This window comes from Pseudomonas sp. RG1 (assembly GCF_025910115.1).
GTDB lineage: Bacteria > Pseudomonadota > Gammaproteobacteria > Pseudomonadales > Pseudomonadaceae > Aquipseudomonas > Aquipseudomonas atacamensis.
This window is the reverse complement of the sequence record NZ_JAPCIK010000001.1, coordinates 149,008-166,530: the sequence shown is the minus strand read 5'-3', so window position 1 is coordinate 166,530 and position 17,523 is coordinate 149,008. Positions and strand designations below refer to the sequence as shown.

Genomic DNA, 17,523 nt, shown 5'->3' with positions numbered 1-17,523 from the left:
AAGGTTTCGTCCCGGATCCATATCGCGGGTTTTGTTATTAGTTCGGGTTTCGCATGGGTTATGGCCTCGTTACCGACGACCGCTCACGCGAAGAGGGGCGGCACTATACCGATCAGTGGCGCGCCCGTCTGCACGGTAGTGGTGCAAGCGACGAAACGAAGCTTTGAAACACTTGGCGTTTGTGGCGAGGGGATTTATCCCCGTTCGGCTGCGAAGCAGTCGTAAACCATTGCGCGCGGTGTTTCTGGTACATCCTTATTGTTGGTATCGGGGCCGCTTCGCAGCCCAACGGGGATAAATCCCCTCGCCACAAAGGCTCACCTGCATATTGTTCAGTCCCCCTACGTTCGGGTCTCAGGATAAACAGTTAAAAAAAAGGGCTCGGGGACAAAATCCCCAAGCCCTCAAAAGGTGAGAGGTGTCTAGTCCCTCGACCTGGTGAGCGGTGCTACAAGTTCGCGTCGGCTCAGGCTTTGAGCGGAACCAGACGCGGGGCAATCATGTTTTCCGGGCGCAGGATGTCGGCGAGCATGGCTTCGTCGAGCAGACCTTCTTCGCGCACCAGTTCCAGCACGCCGCGGCCGCTTTCAAGGGCGATACGGGCGATGCGGGTGGCGTTTTTGTAGCCGATGTACGGGTTCAGTGCGGTGACCAGACCGATCGAATGCTCGACCAGTTCGCGGCAGCGCGCTTCGTTGGCGGTGATGCCGACGATGCAGTGCTCGCGCAGCATGTCCATGGCGCGTTGCAGCAGGCGGATCGAATCGAGGATCTTGAAAGCGATCAGCGGCTCCATCACGTTCAGTTGCAGCTGGCCGCCTTCGGCTGCCATGGTCAGCGCCAAGTCGTTACCGATGACCTGGAACGCGACCTGGTTCACGGCTTCCGGGATCACCGGGTTGACCTTGCCGGGCATGATCGAGCTGCCTGGCTGACGCGCCGGCAGGTTGATTTCATTGATGCCGGTGCGTGGGCCGCTGGATAGCAGGCGCAGGTCGTTGCAGATCTTCGACAGCTTGACCGCGGTGCGTTTGAGCATGCCGGAGAACAGCACGAAGGCGCCCATGTCGGAGGTCGCTTCGATCAGGTCGGCGGCCGGTACCAGCGGTTGCCCGCTGATCAAAGCCAGACGTTGAACAGCCAGTGCCTGATAACGCGGGTCGGCGTTGATGCCGGTGCCGATCGCGGTGCCGCCGAGGTTGACTTCGGTCAGCAGTTCCGGGGCCAGCGTCTTCAGACGCGCGAGGTCTTCGCCCATGGTGGTGGCGAACGCGCGGAATTCCTGGCCGAGGGTCATCGGCACGGCGTCTTGCAGCTGGGTACGGCCCATTTTCAAGACGTGGTCGAACTCTTTGCCCTTGGCCGCGAACGCCTGAATCAGGCTGTCGAGGCTGGCCAGCAGCGCGTCGTGACCCAGCAGCAGACCCAGACGGATCGCCGTCGGGTAGGCGTCGTTGGTCGACTGCGCCATGTTCACGTCGTCGTTCGGGTGCAGGTACTGGTATTCGCCTTTCTCGTGGCCCATCGCTTCCAGAGCAATGTTGGCGATCACTTCGTTGGCGTTCATGTTGGTAGAGGTGCCGGCGCCACCTTGAATCATGTCGACCACGAACTCTTCGTGGTAATCGCCGCGGATCAATCGCGCACAGGCTTCGCTGATGGCAGCGTGCTTGGCTTCGCTCAGGTGACCCAGCTCGCGGTTGGCGTCAGCGGCGGCCTGTTTGACCATCGCCAGGCCCACAACCAGTTTCGGGTAATGCGAAATCGGAACGCCCGAGAGGCGGAAGTTGTTCACCGCTCGCAGGGTCTGGATGCCGTAGTACGCATGGGCCGGTACTTCGAGGGCGCCAAGCAGGTCGGTTTCTGTGCGGAAAGATGCAGCGGAGGACATGATAGAAATCATCTCGATAAGGACCCGGTCTGTGCCGGAACGCTGCGAATGCTAGGCTTGTGGGGATTTTTGGGCCAATGCTGTTCAGCACTGCCCTATGCACATTCGGCATAATGCCCATGTGACGCCGCCTGTGCGGCAGACGTGTGACCTGTTTTGGTGCGTGTCCGGGAGGACGTGATGAATCTGGAAAGCAAATGGCTCGAGGACTTCAGTGCCCTGGCCGCCACCCGCAGTTTCTCGCAGGCGGCCGAACGGCGCTTCGTGACCCAGCCGGCGTTCAGTCGGCGGATCCGCAGCCTCGAAGCCGCGCTGGGGCTGACCCTGGTCAATCGCTCGCGCACGCCGGTCGAACTGACGGCGGCGGGGCAGTTGTTTCTGGTGACCGCGCGCACCGTGGTCGAACAGCTCGGCGAAGTGCTGCGCCATCTGCATCATCTGGAAGGCGGGCAGGGCGAGGTGATGCAGGTGGCGGCGGCGCACTCGCTGGCGCTGGGCTTTTTCCCGCGCTGGATCGCCCAGTTGCGCAACGAAGGGCTGAACATCGCCACGCGGCTGGTGGCGACCAACGTTGGCGACGCCGTGCACGCTTTGCGTGAAGGTGGCTGCGATCTGATGCTGGCGTTCTACGACCCGGATTCGGCGATGCAGATGGACCCGGAAATCTTCCCGTCGCTGCATTTGGGCCAGACCGAGATGCTGCCGGTGTGCGCGGCAGATCTGGATGGCAAACCGCTGTTCGATCTGGAAGGCGAGGCGAGCGTGCCGTTGCTGGCGTACAGCGCCGGGGCGTTTCTCGGCCGATCGGTGAACGGCTTGCTGCGCCAGCGCCAGTTGCGCTTCACCACGATCTACGAAACCGCAATGGCCGACAGCCTGAAAAGCATGGCCCTGGAAGGACTCGGCATCGCCTGGGTGCCGCAATTGAGTGTGCGCGCCGAACTGGCTCGCGGTGAACTGGTGGTGTGCGGCGGCCCGCAGTGGCATGTGCCGCTGGAGATCCGCCTGTACCGCTGCGCCCTGGTGCGCAAGGCCAACGTGCGGTTGCTGTGGCGCAAGCTTGAAGGCGGCGCCGCACAAAGCGCTTGAAGCTGATGAAGATCGAATGTGGGAGCGAGCCTGCTCGCGAATGCGCAGTGTCAGGCCCTGAGGTATCGTCTGACACAACGCTTTCGCGAGCAGGCTCGCTCCCACAGGGGGATTTTTGCGCTGTTCTTTCGCTGACCTCAAGGTCAATAAAACCGGGCGTTTCGCTCATTTGACAGATGGTCGTTTCAGGGGCTGTTTATTGCTTTCTTTGCGGTATACTGCGCGGCCTTCGGCCGGCACGTCCGGCCATTTTTCGTACAATCAAGCCACGCAACCTGCGTGGCTTGTTGTTTTATGACGCGCCTGCGGGCGCTCCAGAGAGAAGAGGCGCGACGATGAGTGCACTGGTTGGCGTGATCATGGGCTCCAAGTCCGATTGGTCCACCCTTAGCCACACCGCCGATATGCTGGAAAAGCTCGGCATCCCGTACGAGGTCAAGGTGGTTTCCGCCCACCGCACCCCGGATCTGCTGTTCCAGTACGCCGAAGAGGCTGAAAGCCGCGGCATCGAGGTGATCATCGCCGGTGCCGGTGGCGCCGCCCACCTGCCAGGCATGTGTGCGGCCAAGACCCACCTGCCGGTGCTGGGCGTGCCGGTGCAGTCGGCCATGCTCTCGGGCGTCGATTCGCTGCTGTCGATCGTGCAGATGCCGGCGGGCATTCCGGTCGCCACCCTGGCCATCGGCAAGGCCGGCGCAATCAACGCCGCCCTGCTCTCGGCGAGCATCCTCGGCGCCAAGCACCCGCAATTTCATGCGGTACTGAAAACCTTCCGTGCCGAGCAGACAGACAGCGTCCTGGACAATCCAGACCCACGTATTGCCTGAGGTTGTTGAGATGAAGATCGGTGTAATCGGTGGCGGCCAGTTGGGTCGCATGTTGGCTCTGGCGGGCACTCCGCTGGGGATGAACTTCGCTTTTCTCGACCCTGCGCCGGACGCTTGCGCCGCTGCGTTGGGCGAACACCTGCGGGCCGATTACGGCGATCAGGATCATCTGCGCCAACTGGCCGATGAAGTCGATCTGGTGACCTTTGAATTCGAAAGCGTCCCGGCTGAAACCGTGGCGTTTCTTTCGCAATTCGTGCCGGTCTACCCGAGCGCCGAAGCCCTGCGCATCGCCCGTGATCGCTGGTTTGAAAAGAGCATGTTCAAGGACCTCGGCATTCCGACCCCGGCCTTCGCCGACATCCAGTCGCAAGCCGACCTGGACGCCGCCGTCGCTTCCATCGGTCTGCCGGCCGTGCTGAAAACCCGCACCTTGGGTTATGACGGCAAGGGCCAGAAAGTCCTGCGCAAGCCGGAAGATGTTGCCGGTACGTTCGCCGAACTGGGCAGCGTTGCCTGCCTGCTGGAAGGCTTCGTGCCATTCACCGGCGAAGTGTCGCTGATCGCCGTGCGTGCCCGCGATGGTGAAACGAAGTTCTATCCACTGGTGCACAACACCCACGACAGCGGCATCCTCAAGCTGTCGGTGGCCAGCACCGATCACCCGTTGCAGGCGCTGGCCGAAGATTATTCCAGCCGTGTGCTCAAGCACCTCGACTACGTCGGCGTGATGGCTTTCGAGTTCTTCGAAGTCGACGGTGGCCTGAAAGCCAACGAAATCGCCCCGCGCGTGCACAACTCCGGGCACTGGACCACCGAAGGTGCCGAGTGCAGCCAGTTCGAAAACCACCTGCGCGCCGTGGCTGGCCTGCCGCTGGGTTCGACCGCCAAGGTCGGCGAGAGCGCGATGCTCAACTTCATCGGCGTAGTGCCGCCGGTGGAAAAAGTCATCGCCATCGAAGACTGCCATCTGCATCACTACGGCAAAGCTTTCAAGGCCGGACGCAAGGTCGGCCATGCCAACCTGCGCTGCGCCGACATGGCCACGCTGCAGGCGCAGATCATCAAGGTCCAAGCGCTGATCGCCGAGTAAACCAGTTTCATGTGGCAGCGGCGGAACCATTCAGGGGCCGCCGTTCTCTCATGGCAGGATGCGAAACACTGGCTAGTCTTTCGCATATCTTCCAAATCAGAGGGAAATGCCATGGGAATTATCGGAACCATCTTTATCGGCTTGATCGTCGGCCTGCTGGCTCGGTTCCTGAAACCGGGCGATGACAGCATGGGCTGGATCATGACCATCCTGCTCGGTATCGGCGGTTCGCTGGCAGCCACCTACGGCGGCCAGGCTCTGGGCATCTATCAGGCGGGCGAGGGCGCGGGTTTCCTCGGCGCACTGGTCGGCGCTGTCGTGTTGCTGGTGATCTACGGTCTGATCAAAAAGAACTGATCGAAAGCGACAAAGCCCTCTCGGCCCGCGCGGCCGGGAGGGCTAGAATGCGCGGCGACTCACCGTCCATTCCTCTGCCTGCCGAGCACCTTCATGCGCCGTCTTCTGTTGACTCTCCTCTTGCTGGGCAGCTATCTCGCCCACGCCGGCGAACTGCCGGAAACCGACTGGCTGGAACTGATGCCCAAGTCGGATCAAAAGGCCCTCGAGGCTATGCCGGAAATCGACCACAACTCCCCCGAAGCCACCGGCACTTTCACCGAGAAGGGTGGGATGAAGCAGGCCAAAGGTCTGCCAGCGGTGATGTATTCGACGAAAACCGTGGCGTCGATGAACGACAAGCACATCCGCATCGGTGGTTACCCGGTGCCGCTGGAATCCGACGCCAAGGGCCGCAGCACGTTGTTCTTCCTCGTGCCGTATCCGGGCGCCTGCATCCATGTTCCGCCACCGCCGCCCAATCAATTGGTGCTGGTGCGATATCCGAAGGGTTTGAAGCTGGACGATATCTACACACCGCTGTGGGTGACCGGCACGCTGAAAATCGAGAAGGTCAGCAATGACCTCGCTGATGCGGCGTATGCGCTGGAGGCGGAGAAGGTGCGGGTGGTGCAGGAGGCTGATCTCTAAAGCGCGCCGCACATAAATTTGGGAGCGAGCCTTTGTGGTGAGGGGATTTATCTGTAGTGAAGGGATTTATCTGTGGCGAGGGGATTTATCCCCGCTGGACTGCGCAGCAGGCCCCAGCTTTTGATTTAAAAAAAGCGGGGGCCGCTGCGCGACCCAGCGGGGATAAATCCCCTCGCCACATTCCTAGAGCGGCGTAGCAGCTACGCTGACACCCATCGTATGGCTCGCCCCCGGCGCCAGGGTCACCAGATCATCCATCACATTCGCCGTTTCGATGCACAGCATGCGCTGCCAGCCATCGTTGTCCATGTCCGGCAGGGCGGCGGCGCGGTCGATCCATGGGTTCCAGATCACCGCAGTGCGCGAGCCGGTAGAGGTCAGCACGATGCGTCGTTCCCAGGTCGGATCAACGATGCTCAATTGCGGCGGAACGTCGAGGTAGATGCGGTCGGTCTCGCCGGCGAAATGCAGATCGCCGCTCTGGCTGGCCGTGTTCCAGTCATCCAGGGTCTCGATGTAATTCAGCCCGGCCACGCCGTCGACATGCACATTACGCACGTCACTCACGGCGAAATAGGTGTGCAGCGCCTGACTCAGCGTGACGGTGTCAGTACCACGGTTATGACTGGTCAGGCTGTAATGCAGTTGATCCGCCAGATGCAGGGTCAGGGTCAGATCGACCTCGTGGGGCCAGCCCGGCAGGCCACCTTCCGGGTAGGGCAGCTTGAATTCGACCTTGATGCCGTCAGCCTCTGACTCGATGTTGCCCAATTCCCAGTCCATCGCCCGCACCAGGCCGTGCGCGGGGGCCGGCTGCTCGCCGGTGTACATGGCCTGCACGCTGCTCGGGTTGCGTTCGAATTTGCCGAACCACGGCCAGCACACCGGCACGCCGGCGCGGATGCTCTTGCCGGTCTTGAACTCGGCCTTGTCGTTGAGCCAGATGATCGGCGGCTGGCCGTCGATCTGATAACTGAGGATGTGCGCGCCTTGCTGGGCCACCAGCACTTCGGCCTTGCCGTGGCGGATGCGCCAGCAGTTCAGTTCATCCTGTTTCACGGCTTCAACGTTGGGCGTGTTCATGGGCAACTCTCGATCAGACACTGGGGACGACTATCGACCGCAAAACGGCCGCGAGGTTTAACGCGCGCGTGGCGGCACCGAACGGGTGCGACCGCTGCCGTCGATGGCGACGAAGACGAAAACCGCTTCGGTGACCTTGCGCCATTCGCTGGAGAGTGGGTCATCGCTCCACACTTCGACCATCATCTGGATCGAGCTGCGGCCGATTTCCAGGGTCTGGGTATAAAAGGACAACTGCGCGCCGACGGCGACCGGGACGAGAAACGCCATGCGGTCGATGGCGACAGTGGCAACGCGGCCACCGGCCACCCGGCTGGCCATGGCAGTGCCGGCCAGATCCATCTGCGCGACCAGCCAGCCGCCGAAAATATCGCCAAAGCCGTTGGTTTCGCGGGGAAGTGCGGTGATTTGCAGGGCCAGGTCGCCCTGTGGGATCGGATCTTCTTGTTCGAGCTCTATCATGCCGAGGGGCCTCTGACCCGTGACTCTTCGTGGGTATTGCGGGTGGTAGCCGTCTTCAAGAAAAACGATTCAACACCGAACACACTGCGTTCGTCACGTTTTCCATCAGGCGCCTAAAGGGAAACTCTGCGAAAAAGGCTAAATCCCGAGCAAAGGACGGGCCAACAACGTTTTCGCACAGCAACCTCTTACAAATCCTGCGCAGGTGGCGAGTATATCGGTCGATAGACCCCGCGACGACCACCCGGTTCTGATTTCGACCGTCAATTACGCGCCTCTATGTGCTTTTTCGAACAATTTGCTATGGTGCCGAACCTGTCCGAGCCACCGCCAGCGTTGTTGTGGCGACAGATTCGACTATAAGAGAAGCCCTTGCCATGACCACAGCGCCTTCGAGCCTCGCGCAGCCCGAGCAACCCGCACGACCGTTGACCCGCAATGACTACAAGACTCTGTCGCTGTCCGCCCTCGGCGGGGCGCTGGAGTTCTACGATTTCATCATCTTCGTTTTCTTCGCCACCGTCGTCGGCAAGCTGTTCTTCCCGGCCGACATGCCCGAGTGGCTGCGCTTGATGCAGACCTTCGGCATCTTTGCTGCCGGCTATCTGGCGCGCCCTTTGGGCGGCATCGTCATGGCGCACTTCGGTGATCTGCTGGGGCGCAAGAAGATGTTCACCCTGAGCATTTTCATGATGGCCGTGCCGACCCTGATCATGGGCCTGCTGCCGACCTACGCGCAGATCGGCATCTGGGCGCCGATCCTGTTGCTGCTGATGCGGGTGATCCAGGGTGCGGCGATTGGCGGTGAGGTGCCGGGGGCGTGGGTCTTCGTTTCCGAACACGTACCGCAAAAGCACATCGGTTATGCCTGCGGCACGCTCACCAGCGGCCTGACTGCCGGGATCCTCCTCGGCTCGCTGGTCGCCACGGCAATCAACAGCATTTATACCCCAGCCGAAGTGTCGGATTACGCCTGGCGGATCCCGTTCCTGCTCGGCGGCGTGTTCGGCCTGTTCTCTGTGTACCTGCGCCGCTGGCTGCACGAAACTCCGGTGTTCGCCGAACTGCAATTGCGCAAGGCACTGGCCGAAGAAGTGCCGTTGCGCGCGGTGCTGCGTGATCATCGCGGCGCCATCGCCATTTCGATGCTGCTGACCTGGCTGCTCTCGGCTGGCGTCGTCGTGGTGATTCTGATGACCCCGACCGTGCTGCAAACGGTCTACCACTTCTCGCCGACCACGGCGCTGCAAGCCAACAGCCTGGCCATCGTGTTCCTCAGCCTCGGCTGCATTGGCGCCGGCGCGCTGGCCGATCGCTTCGGCGCCGGTCGCGTCTTCGTCTTTGGCTGCCTCGGTCTGCTGATCAGCTCCTGGACCTTCTACCACAGCCTCGCCGACCACCCGGACTGGCTGTTCCCGCTGTACGCATTGACCGGTTTGCTGGTCGGTACCATCGGCGCGGTGCCGTACGTGATGGTCAAAGCGTTCCCGCCGGTGGTTCGCTTCAGTGGCTTGTCGTTCTCGTACAACGTCGCGTACGCGATCTTCGGTGGCTTGACGCCAATGGTGGTCAGTCTGCTGCTGAAAGAAAGCGCTATGGGCCCTGCCTACTATGTTGCGGTGCTGTGCGGGATGGGGATTCTGGTCGGGGCGTGGCTGTGGAAGAAGGGGCGCTAAAGCCCAGGATCTACTCCACCAATACCGGCCACTTCGCGAGCAGGCTCGCTCCCACAGTTGGAATGCATTTCAGTTGTGGGAGCGAGCCTGCTCGCGAATGGGGACGCCACAAATCATCCAGCAAAACCCGATGCTGGCCTTTCATCCAATTGTCATATTTCAGCCATAGAGTGTTCACATGGCCTGCTGATACTTGGCCCCGACTTAACACACCCTATCTGCTAGGAGTAAGGCATGAAACTGAAGCGTTTGATGGCGGCAATGACTTTTGTCGCTGCTGGCGTTGCGAATGCCAACGCGTTCGCCGCTGTTGACCCTGCTATCCCGAGCTACACCAAGACCACTGGTGTGTCGGGCAACCTGTCCAGCGTCGGTTCCGATACCCTGGCCAACCTCATGACCCTGTGGGCTGAGAACTACAAAAAAGAATACCCGAACGTCAACATCCAGATTCAGGCTGCCGGTTCTTCCACCGCGCCACCTGCACTCACCGAAGGCACCGCCAACCTGGGCCCGATGAGCCGCAAGATGAAAGACAACGAGCTGCAGGCTTTCGAACAGAAGTACGGCTACAAGCCGACGGCAATCCCGGTTGCCGTGGATGCCCTGGCGGTGTTCGTGCACAAGGACAACCCGATCAAGCACCTGACCATGGCTCAAGTCGATGCGATCTTCTCCTCGACGCGCCTGTGCGGTGCCAAAGCTGACGTCAAGACCTGGGGCGACCTGGGCGTAACCGGTGACCTGGCCAACAAGCCGGTCCAGCTGTTCGGCCGTAACTCGGTGTCCGGCACCTACGGCTACTTCAAGGAAGAAGCCCTGTGCAAAGGCGACTACAAGCCTAACGTCAACGAACAACCAGGTTCGGCGTCGGTGGTGCAGTCGATCAGCAGCTCGCTTAACGGCGTCGGCTACTCGGGCATCGGCTACAAGACCGCCAGCGTGAAAACCGTCGCTCTGGCCAAGAAAGAAGGCGGCGAGTTCATCGAAGACACCGAAGAAAACGCCCTGAACGGCAAGTATCCGCTGTCGCGCTTCCTCTACGTTTACGTCAACAAAGCCCCGAACAAGCCTCTGGCCCCGCTGGAAGCCGAGTTCGTGAAGCTGGTGCTGTCGAAACAGGGCCAGGAAGTGGTAGTGAAAGACGGCTACATCCCGCTGCCAGCCAAGGTTGCTGCCAAGGCACTGGCTGACCTCGGTCTGCAAGAAGGCGGCGCGGTCGCCAAGAAGTAACACCCTGAGGCCGGCCTGAAGCCGGACTCCTGTGGGAGCGAGCCTGCTCGCGAAGGGGTGGTCACATGCAGCATCGATGTGACTGACCCGACGCCTTGGCGAGCAGAAGCGCTCCTGCAACCACCAAATTCTCGACTCCGCTGCCGGACTTCCGGCTGGCGGATTTGCTGCGTCACTGCACTGTCATCTTTCTGTCATACAGGATCGCTAGGGTGTGCGCATGAATGATCTGGCCAATTCCCCAATGACTACGTCTTCCCCTCCCAAGCGCATTGATTTCAATACGCCTGAGCTGCAACGCAAGCGCCGCATCCGCGCGCTCAAGGATCGCTTCACCCGTTGGTACGTCCTCGTTGGCGGCCTGGCGGTGCTCGCGGCCATCACCCTGATCTTCTTCTTCCTCGCTTACGTTGTAGCGCCGTTGTTTCAAGGTGCCGACCTGACCGCGAAAGACTCGATCACCCCGGCCTGGATGCAGGACGCCGGCAAGCCGCTGATGATCTCGCTCGAAGAGCAGAATCAGGTAGCCATGCGTGTGTCCGACAAGGGCCAGGCGCTGTTCTTCGATCTCGACAGTGGCGCTGAATTGAGGCGTGTCGATCTGCCGCTGCCTGCGGGCGCCACCGTGACATCTATCGGCGAAGACCAGCCGGGTCATCCGCTGGTGGCCGTGGGGCTGTCCAACGGTCAGGCGCTGGTGTTCCGTCATACCTATAAAGTCAGCTACCCCGATGGCAAGAAAACCATCAGCCCGGCCATCGAATATCCCTATGGCGAGGCACCGATCGCGCTGAACGAAAGCGGTGGTGCGCTGGAGCACGTCAGCCTCAACGCCACCGACTCGACGCTGATGCTGGTCGGCTCCACCGGCTCGCAACTCAATGTGCTGTCGCTGACCAGCGAAGAAAACATGATGACCGGCGAAGTCACCAACGAGCAGACGCGTATCGATCTGCCGCAGATGACCGAGCCGGTGAAAAACATCTTCGTCGACCCGCGCCAGCAGTGGCTGTACGTGGTCAACGGTCGTGCCCAGGCCGACGTGTTCAGCTTGCGCGACAAGAGCCTCAACGGGCGCTACAAACTGCTGGAAAACGCTGACGCCCAAGTCACCGCCACCGCGCAGCTGGTCGGCGGTATCTCACTGATCGTCGGCGATTCCAAGGGCGGTCTGGCCCAGTGGTTCATGGCTCGCGATACCGATGGCGAGCAGCGTCTGAAGCAGATCCGCACCTTCCAGATGGGCACCACGCCGATCGTTGAAATCGCTGCCGAAGAGCGCCGCAAAGGCTTCCTCGCCCTTGATGCCAGCGGCAAGCTCGGCGTGTTCCACAGCACTGCACACCGCACGTTGCTGGTTGATCAGGTGGTTGAAGGCCAGGGCCTGTTTGGTCTGTCGCCGCGCGCCAACCGAGTGATCGTCGAAGCCGGCGGCAAGCTGCAGCCGTTGCTGCTCGACAATCCGCACCCGGAAGTATCGTGGAGCGCGCTGTGGAGCAAGGTCTGGTACGAGAACTACGACGAGCCTAAGTACGTCTGGCAATCGACCGCCGCCAACACCGATTTCGAACCGAAACTGAGCCTCTCGCCGCTGACCTTCGGCACCCTGAAAGCCGCGTTCTACGCCATGCTGCTGGCCGCGCCACTGGCCGTCGCTGCGGCGATCTACACCGCGTACTTCATGGCCCCGGGCATGCGCCGCAAGGTCAAACCGGTGATCGAACTGATGGAAGCGATGCCGACGGTGATCCTCGGTTTCTTCGCCGGCCTGTTCCTCGCGCCGTACGTAGAAGGCCATCTGCCGGGCATCTTCAGCCTGCTGATGTTGCTGCCGATCGGCATTCTGGTCGCCGGTTTCACCTTCACCCGCCTGCCCGAATCGATCCGCCTGAAAGTCCCGGACGGTTGGGAAAGTGCGCTGCTGATTCCGGTGATCCTGTTTGTGGGCTGGCTGTCGCTGTACATGAGTCCGTTCATGGAGAACTGGTTCTTCGGTGGCGACATGCGCATGTGGATCTCCCACGACCTGGGCATCACCTACGACCAGCGCAACGCTCTGGTGGTCGGTCTGGCCATGGGGTTCGCGGTGATCCCGAACATCTACTCGATCGCCGAAGACGCCGTGTTCAGCGTGCCGCGCGGCCTGACCCTGGGTTCGCTGGCCCTTGGTGCGACGCCGTGGCAGACCATGACCCGCGTGGTGATCCTGACCGCCAGCCCGGGCATCTTTTCGGCGCTGATGATCGGCATGGGCCGTGCGGTCGGCGAAACCATGATCGTGCTGATGGCCACCGGCAACACCCCGGTGATGGAGATGAACCTGTTCGAAGGCCTGCGCACCCTGGCCGCCAACGTCGCGGTGGAAATGCCCGAGTCGGAGGTCGGTGGCAGCCACTACCGCGTGCTGTTCCTCTCGGCGCTGGTGCTGCTGTTGTTCACCTTCGTCATGAACACCCTGGCAGAACTGATTCGTCAGCGTCTGCGCAAGAAATACTCGTCGCTTTAAGCAAAGGTAGAAGTCTGTGAAACAGAACTCCCTGAAAGGATGGTTCAAGAGCGGCGCCCCGGGCGTCTGGATCAGCGGTGGCGCGGTGTCCATCGCGGTCATCATGACCATTGGCCTGTTGGCGGTGATTGCCGTGCGCGGTCTCGGTCACTTCTGGCCGGCGGACCTGATCCACGCCCATTACGACGTACCGGGCCAGGCCAATCACCTGGTGATCGGCGAAGTGGTGCAGAAAGAAGAAGTGCCGCGCGCACGTCTGAAGAGCGCCGGTCTGCCGGTGCCGGACGAAGGTCCGGAATTCATGACCCGCGAGCTGATCAAGGTCGGCAACCGTGACCTGAACGGCAATGACTTCACGTGGATCGTCGGCGAGTGGCTGACCAAGCAGACCACACCTCCAGAATTGATGGCGATCGAGCGTCGCGAGTGGGGCAACTTCTACGGCTATCTGGTCAACGTCAAACAGGATGGCAAGGTCATCGCCGAGGGCGAGGCCGCATGGCCTGAGCTGCAAGCGCGCATCGATCGGGTGAACGATCTCGCGGCTCAACTGAAGACGCTGGAAAAAACCGACATCGGCGCAATCAACGCCGGTCTTGAACGCATCCGACTGCATGGGCGCAAGCTCGAGCTGGAAGGCAAACTCGACGCCACCGCACAAGCAGACATGGAGTCCGAGCGCGCCGAGCTGGACGCGCGCTACAAAGACATCGAAGCACGTCTGTCTGATTTGCATGCACAGTTCAACCGCGACGCCTTGACCGCCCGTGACGCCAACGGCAAGGAAATCGAAATCGGTCTGGGCAAAGTCGTGCATGCCTACCAGCCAAACGGCATGAGCACCTTGACCAAGGTTGGTTTCTACTTCAGCAAGATCTGGGAATTCCTCTCCGACGACCCGCGTGAAGCGAACACCGAAGGCGGGATCTTCCCGGCGATTTTCGGCACCGTGATGATGACCCTGATCATGGCGATGATCGTGACCCCGTTCGGCGTGCTGGCTGCGGTGTACCTGCGCGAATACGCCAAGCAGAACACCCTGACTCGCGTTATTCGCATCGCGGTGAACAACCTCGCCGGCGTACCGGCGATCGTCTACGGCGTGTTCGGTCTGGGCTTCTTCGTCTACGTGCTGGGTGGCTCGGTCGACCGCTTGTTCTTCCCTGAAGCTCTGCCGGCGCCGACGTTCGGTACGCCGGGCCTGCTCTGGGCTTCGCTGACCCTCGCGCTGCTGGCCGTGCCGGTGGTGATCGTGGCGACCGAAGAAGGTCTGGCGCGGATTCCCCGCACTGTGCGTGAAGGTTCGTTGGCTCTCGGCGCGACCAAAGCGGAGACGCTGTGGAAAATCGTTATCCCGATGGCCAGCCCGGCCATGATGACCGGGATGATCCTCGCCGTGGCCCGTGCCGCGGGTGAAGTGGCGCCGCTGATGCTGGTGGGTGTGGTGAAACTGGCGCCGTCGCTGCCGGTGGACGGCAACTACCCGTACCTGCACCTGGACCAGAAGATCATGCACCTGGGCTTCCACATTTATGACGTCGGCTTCCAGAGCCCCAACGTCGAAGCAGCCCGCCCGCTGGTGTACGCCACCGCGCTGCTGCTGGTGCTGGTGATCGCGACGCTGAACCTGTCGGCGGTGTATATCCGCAACCACCTGCGCGAAAAATACAAAGCACTGGATAGCTAAAGCCATTAGCCACAAGCGGCAAGCTACAAGCCGCTTTTGCTCAAACTTGCAGCTTGCAGCCAGAAGCTTGCAGCTACGAACGGAGTGAGACCCATGCAGCACGAAACACACAGCCACGGCATCAACATGTCTGCCCTGGGCCGCGACAAGCAGAGCCTGGACCTGGCGCAGGAAACCGTTGCCATCGAAGTACCGGGCCTGAGCCTGTACTACGGCGAGAAACAGGCACTGTTCGACGTCAGCATGAACATCCCGAAACAGCGCGTAACCGCGTTCATCGGCCCGTCCGGCTGCGGTAAGTCGACGCTGCTGCGTACCTTCAACCGGATGAACGATCTGGTCGACGGCTGCCGTGTCGAGGGCGCGATCAACCTGTACGGCAACAACATCTATCGCAAGGGCGAAGACGTGGCCGAACTGCGTCGTCGCGTCGGCATGGTGTTCCAGAAGCCCAACCCGTTTCCGAAGACCATCTACGAGAACGTCGTCTACGGTCTGCGCATCCAGGGCATCAACAAGAAGCGCATCCTCGACGAAGCCGTTGAGTGGGCGTTGAAAGGCGCGGCATTGTGGGACGAGGTCAAAGACCGTCTGCACGACTCGGCCCTCGGCCTGTCCGGTGGTCAGCAACAGCGTCTGGTGATCGCGCGCACCATCGCGGTTGAGCCGGAAGTGCTGCTGCTCGACGAACCGTGCTCGGCTCTCGACCCGATCTCGACACTGAAAGTCGAAGAGCTGATCTACGAGCTGAAGTCCAAGTTCACCATCGTCATCGTTACCCACAACATGCAACAGGCGGCACGGGTGTCCGACTACACCGCGTTCATGTACATGGGCAAACTGGTGGAATTCGGCGACACCGATACCCTGTTCACCAATCCGGCGAAGAAGCAGACCGAAGACTACATCACCGGTCGCTATGGCTAACCGTGCAGCTGCAAGCCGCAAGCTTCAAGCGGCAAGTAAGAGCGGTTCGAGTACGACACAAATCAGCTTGCGGCTTGTAGCTTGCAGCTCATGGCTTTTGCGGAGCAAATCATGATTTCGAAGGAAGGTTTAACCCATCACATTTCCGCGCAGTTCAACGCCGAACTGGAAGAAGTGCGCAGCCACCTCCTTGCCATGGGCGGGCTGGTCGAGAAGCAGGTCAACGACGCGGTCACTGCGCTGATCGAGGCCGACTCCGGCCTGGCTCAGCAGGTCCGTGAGATCGATGACCAGATCAACCAGATGGAACGCAACATCGACGAAGAATGTCTGCGCATTCTCGCCCGTCGTCAGCCGGCAGCCTCCGACCTGCGTTTGATCATCAGCATTTCCAAGTCGGTGATCGACCTTGAGCGTATCGGCGACGAAGCCACCAAGATCGCCCGCCGCGCCATCCAGTTGTGCGAAGAAGGTGAAGCGCCGCGCGGTTACGTCGAGGTTCGTCACATTGGCGACCAGGTGCGCAACATGGTTCGTGATGCGCTGGACGCCTTCGCCCGTTTTGACGCCGATCTGGCCTTGTCGGTGGCGCAGTACGACAAGATCATCGACCGCGAATACAAAACCGCTTTGCGTGAGCTGGCCACCTACATGATGGAAGACCCGCGCTCTATCTCGCGGGTGCTGAGCATCATCTGGGTCCTGCGTTCGCTGGAGCGCATCGGCGATCATGCGCGCAACATCTCCGAACTGGTGATCTACCTGGTGCGCGGCACCGACGTGCGCCACATGGGCCTCAAGCGCATGAAAGAAGAAGTTGAAGGCACAAGCGCTGAAACCGCTAATGTTCCGGGCGAAGCTGACGATAAGTAAGATTGCCTGAGAAAAGCGCCCGGCCCTCTGGCCGGGCGTTTTTGTTTCTGCTTTTCGGAGGCAGATACGGATCGGAAAGCGCATTAAAAAGCAGCACCCGCGAACGAAAAGTCCCGGCGTGACTGAAGAGTTTTGGCAATGTGCCATCAGCCAGCGTTATGCTTGCCGGGATTTTAATAGGGGTGTTGGATGAGCAAGATCAGTGTGTTGGTCGTGGACGATGCTTCGTTCATTCGTGACCTGGTGAAAAAGTGCCTGCGTAATTACTTCCCGGGGATCCGCACCGAGGACGCCATCAACGGCAAAAAGGCCCAGGCCATGCTGGCCAAAGAGGCTTTCGACCTGGTGCTGTGCGACTGGGAAATGCCGGAAATGTCCGGCCTCGAACTGCTGACCTGGTGCCGCGAGCAGGACAACCTCAAGACCATGCCGTTTGTCATGGTCACCAGCCGTGGCGACAAGGAAAACGTCGTGCAGGCGATTCAGGCCGGCGTTTCCGGCTACGTCAGCAAGCCGTTCACCAACGAGCAGCTGCTGACCAAGGTCAAGCAGGCACTGAACAAGGTCGGCAAGCTCGACACCTTGATGAACAGCGCGCCGACCAAGATGAATTCGGCATTCGGCAACGATTCCCTGAGCGCACTGACCGGCGGCAAGCCTGCCGTGGTCGGCGGCGCTGCGGCCAGGCCTGCCGCTGCTGCACCCGCTCCAGCCGCTGCACCGTCGCGCGGCTTGCTCAACAGCCCGCCAGTTCAGGCGCCCGGTGCATCCAAGGCGCCGGTGGGCGGTCGTGGTCAGGGCCAGTTGCGCCTGCCGAGCGGTACTCAGCAATGCGTGATCAAGGCCTTGAGCATCAAGGAAGCCCTGCTGGTAGTGAAGCGCACCGAAACCCTGCCGCAGATCCTCGACAGCGCTGTGCTCGATCTGGAGCAGGGTGACAACGCCGAGATCGCGCGGCTCAACGGTTATCTGCACGCCATCGTCGCCCACGAGCAAAAAGCTGACAGCGACTGGCTGCAACTGACCTTCCGCTTCGTCGACCAGGATGCGCAGAAGCTCGACTACATCTCGCGCCTGATCGCCCGCGGCACGGCGCAGAAGCACTTCGTACCCGGCGCGTAAGCTTCGTCGCCCGATAGGCCGCCTTCGCGAGCAGGCTCGCTCCCACAGAGATCACACCGAACCTGTG

Annotated in this window: 15 protein-coding genes; 12 read left to right on the top strand and 3 right to left on the bottom strand. The window is 61.1% G+C overall.

Going from position 1 to position 17,523, the window contains the following annotated elements; all coding sequences use genetic code 11:
* Positions 1-466 precede the first annotated feature (466 nt).
* On the bottom strand, positions 467-1,891 hold the full coding sequence (gene aspA, locus OK411_RS00790; protein WP_016772472.1) for an aspartate ammonia-lyase: 1,425 nt from the start codon (positions 1,889-1,891) through the stop codon (positions 467-469).
* Between the two features lie 180 nt (positions 1,892-2,071).
* Between aspA and OK411_RS00785 the strand changes: the two genes are divergently transcribed.
* The 5 genes from OK411_RS00785 (at position 2,072) to OK411_RS00765 (ending at position 5,887) form a co-directional block, all read left to right on the top strand.
* Positions 2,072-2,980, top strand: coding sequence for a LysR substrate-binding domain-containing protein (locus OK411_RS00785; protein WP_024014837.1), 909 nt, complete (start codon positions 2,072-2,074; stop codon positions 2,978-2,980).
* Between the two features lie 335 nt (positions 2,981-3,315).
* Positions 3,316-3,807: a 5-(carboxyamino)imidazole ribonucleotide mutase gene (purE, locus tag OK411_RS00780; protein WP_007920220.1), complete on the top strand. Its 492-nt coding sequence runs from the start codon at positions 3,316-3,318 to the stop codon at positions 3,805-3,807.
* A 10-nt stretch (positions 3,808-3,817) separates the two neighbouring features.
* Positions 3,818-4,900, top strand: coding sequence for a 5-(carboxyamino)imidazole ribonucleotide synthase (locus OK411_RS00775; protein WP_073470876.1), 1,083 nt, complete (start codon positions 3,818-3,820; stop codon positions 4,898-4,900).
* Positions 4,901-5,011: 111 nt separating this feature from the next.
* On the top strand, positions 5,012-5,257 hold the full coding sequence (locus tag OK411_RS00770; protein ID WP_016772475.1) for a GlsB/YeaQ/YmgE family stress response membrane protein: 246 nt from the start codon (positions 5,012-5,014) through the stop codon (positions 5,255-5,257).
* A 93-nt stretch (positions 5,258-5,350) separates the two neighbouring features.
* Positions 5,351-5,887: a DUF3299 domain-containing protein gene (locus OK411_RS00765; RefSeq protein ID WP_016772476.1), complete on the top strand. Its 537-nt coding sequence runs from the start codon at positions 5,351-5,353 to the stop codon at positions 5,885-5,887.
* A 183-nt stretch (positions 5,888-6,070) separates the two neighbouring features.
* On the opposite strand, the gene OK411_RS00760 is transcribed toward OK411_RS00765, so the two are convergent.
* Positions 6,071-6,970, bottom strand: a complete 900-nt coding sequence (locus OK411_RS00760) for a D-hexose-6-phosphate mutarotase (RefSeq protein WP_264364269.1) — start codon at positions 6,968-6,970, stop codon at positions 6,071-6,073.
* A gap of 57 nt (positions 6,971-7,027) precedes the next feature.
* The gene (locus tag OK411_RS00755) at positions 7,028-7,432 is read right to left on the bottom strand and encodes an acyl-CoA thioesterase (protein WP_003229628.1); all 405 of its coding nucleotides are present in this window, start codon (positions 7,430-7,432) and stop codon (positions 7,028-7,030) included.
* Between the two features lie 377 nt (positions 7,433-7,809).
* Between OK411_RS00755 and OK411_RS00750 the strand changes: the two genes are divergently transcribed.
* The 7 genes from OK411_RS00750 (at position 7,810) to OK411_RS00720 (ending at position 17,456) form a co-directional block, all read left to right on the top strand.
* On the top strand, positions 7,810-9,108 hold the full coding sequence (locus OK411_RS00750) for an MFS transporter (RefSeq protein ID WP_016772479.1): 1,299 nt from the start codon (positions 7,810-7,812) through the stop codon (positions 9,106-9,108).
* A gap of 234 nt (positions 9,109-9,342) precedes the next feature.
* Complete coding sequence (locus tag OK411_RS00745; protein ID WP_264364268.1) at positions 9,343-10,341, top strand: phosphate ABC transporter substrate-binding protein PstS; 999 nt, start codon at positions 9,343-9,345, stop codon at positions 10,339-10,341.
* A 220-nt stretch (positions 10,342-10,561) separates the two neighbouring features.
* Entirely contained in the window at positions 10,562-12,847 is a 2,286-nt protein-coding gene (locus OK411_RS00740) for an ABC transporter permease subunit (RefSeq protein ID WP_136493204.1), read from the top strand.
* Between the two features lie 16 nt (positions 12,848-12,863).
* The gene (gene pstA, locus OK411_RS00735) at positions 12,864-14,534 is read left to right on the top strand and encodes a phosphate ABC transporter permease PstA (RefSeq protein WP_016772481.1); all 1,671 of its coding nucleotides are present in this window, start codon (positions 12,864-12,866) and stop codon (positions 14,532-14,534) included.
* Between the two features lie 93 nt (positions 14,535-14,627).
* Positions 14,628-15,461, top strand: coding sequence for a phosphate ABC transporter ATP-binding protein PstB (gene pstB, locus OK411_RS00730; RefSeq protein ID WP_016772482.1), 834 nt, complete (start codon positions 14,628-14,630; stop codon positions 15,459-15,461).
* A gap of 111 nt (positions 15,462-15,572) precedes the next feature.
* A complete protein-coding gene (phoU, locus tag OK411_RS00725) occupies positions 15,573-16,334 on the top strand; it encodes a phosphate signaling complex protein PhoU (protein ID WP_016772483.1) in 762 nt (253 codons plus the stop codon).
* A gap of 189 nt (positions 16,335-16,523) precedes the next feature.
* The gene (locus OK411_RS00720; RefSeq protein ID WP_041476598.1) at positions 16,524-17,456 is read left to right on the top strand and encodes a response regulator; all 933 of its coding nucleotides are present in this window, start codon (positions 16,524-16,526) and stop codon (positions 17,454-17,456) included.
* Positions 17,457-17,523 lie beyond the last annotated feature (67 nt).

Coding starts and splice junctions, on each gene's coding strand:
- aspA (WP_016772472.1), bottom strand. CDS start 1,891: ATGTCCTCCGCTGCATCTTTCCGCACAGAAACCGACCTGCTTGGCGCC.
- OK411_RS00785 (WP_024014837.1), top strand. CDS start 2,072: ATGAATCTGGAAAGCAAATGGCTCGAGGACTTCAGTGCCCTGGCCGCC.
- purE (WP_007920220.1), top strand. CDS start 3,316: ATGAGTGCACTGGTTGGCGTGATCATGGGCTCCAAGTCCGATTGGTCC.
- OK411_RS00775 (WP_073470876.1), top strand. CDS start 3,818: ATGAAGATCGGTGTAATCGGTGGCGGCCAGTTGGGTCGCATGTTGGCT.
- OK411_RS00770 (WP_016772475.1), top strand. CDS start 5,012: ATGGGAATTATCGGAACCATCTTTATCGGCTTGATCGTCGGCCTGCTG.
- OK411_RS00765 (WP_016772476.1), top strand. CDS start 5,351: ATGCGCCGTCTTCTGTTGACTCTCCTCTTGCTGGGCAGCTATCTCGCC.
- OK411_RS00760 (WP_264364269.1), bottom strand. CDS start 6,970: ATGAACACGCCCAACGTTGAAGCCGTGAAACAGGATGAACTGAACTGC.
- OK411_RS00755 (WP_003229628.1), bottom strand. CDS start 7,432: ATGATAGAGCTCGAACAAGAAGATCCGATCCCACAGGGCGACCTGGCC.
- OK411_RS00750 (WP_016772479.1), top strand. CDS start 7,810: ATGACCACAGCGCCTTCGAGCCTCGCGCAGCCCGAGCAACCCGCACGA.
- OK411_RS00745 (WP_264364268.1), top strand. CDS start 9,343: ATGAAACTGAAGCGTTTGATGGCGGCAATGACTTTTGTCGCTGCTGGC.
- OK411_RS00740 (WP_136493204.1), top strand. CDS start 10,562: ATGAATGATCTGGCCAATTCCCCAATGACTACGTCTTCCCCTCCCAAG.
- pstB (WP_016772482.1), top strand. CDS start 14,628: ATGCAGCACGAAACACACAGCCACGGCATCAACATGTCTGCCCTGGGC.
- phoU (WP_016772483.1), top strand. CDS start 15,573: ATGATTTCGAAGGAAGGTTTAACCCATCACATTTCCGCGCAGTTCAAC.
- OK411_RS00720 (WP_041476598.1), top strand. CDS start 16,524: ATGAGCAAGATCAGTGTGTTGGTCGTGGACGATGCTTCGTTCATTCGT.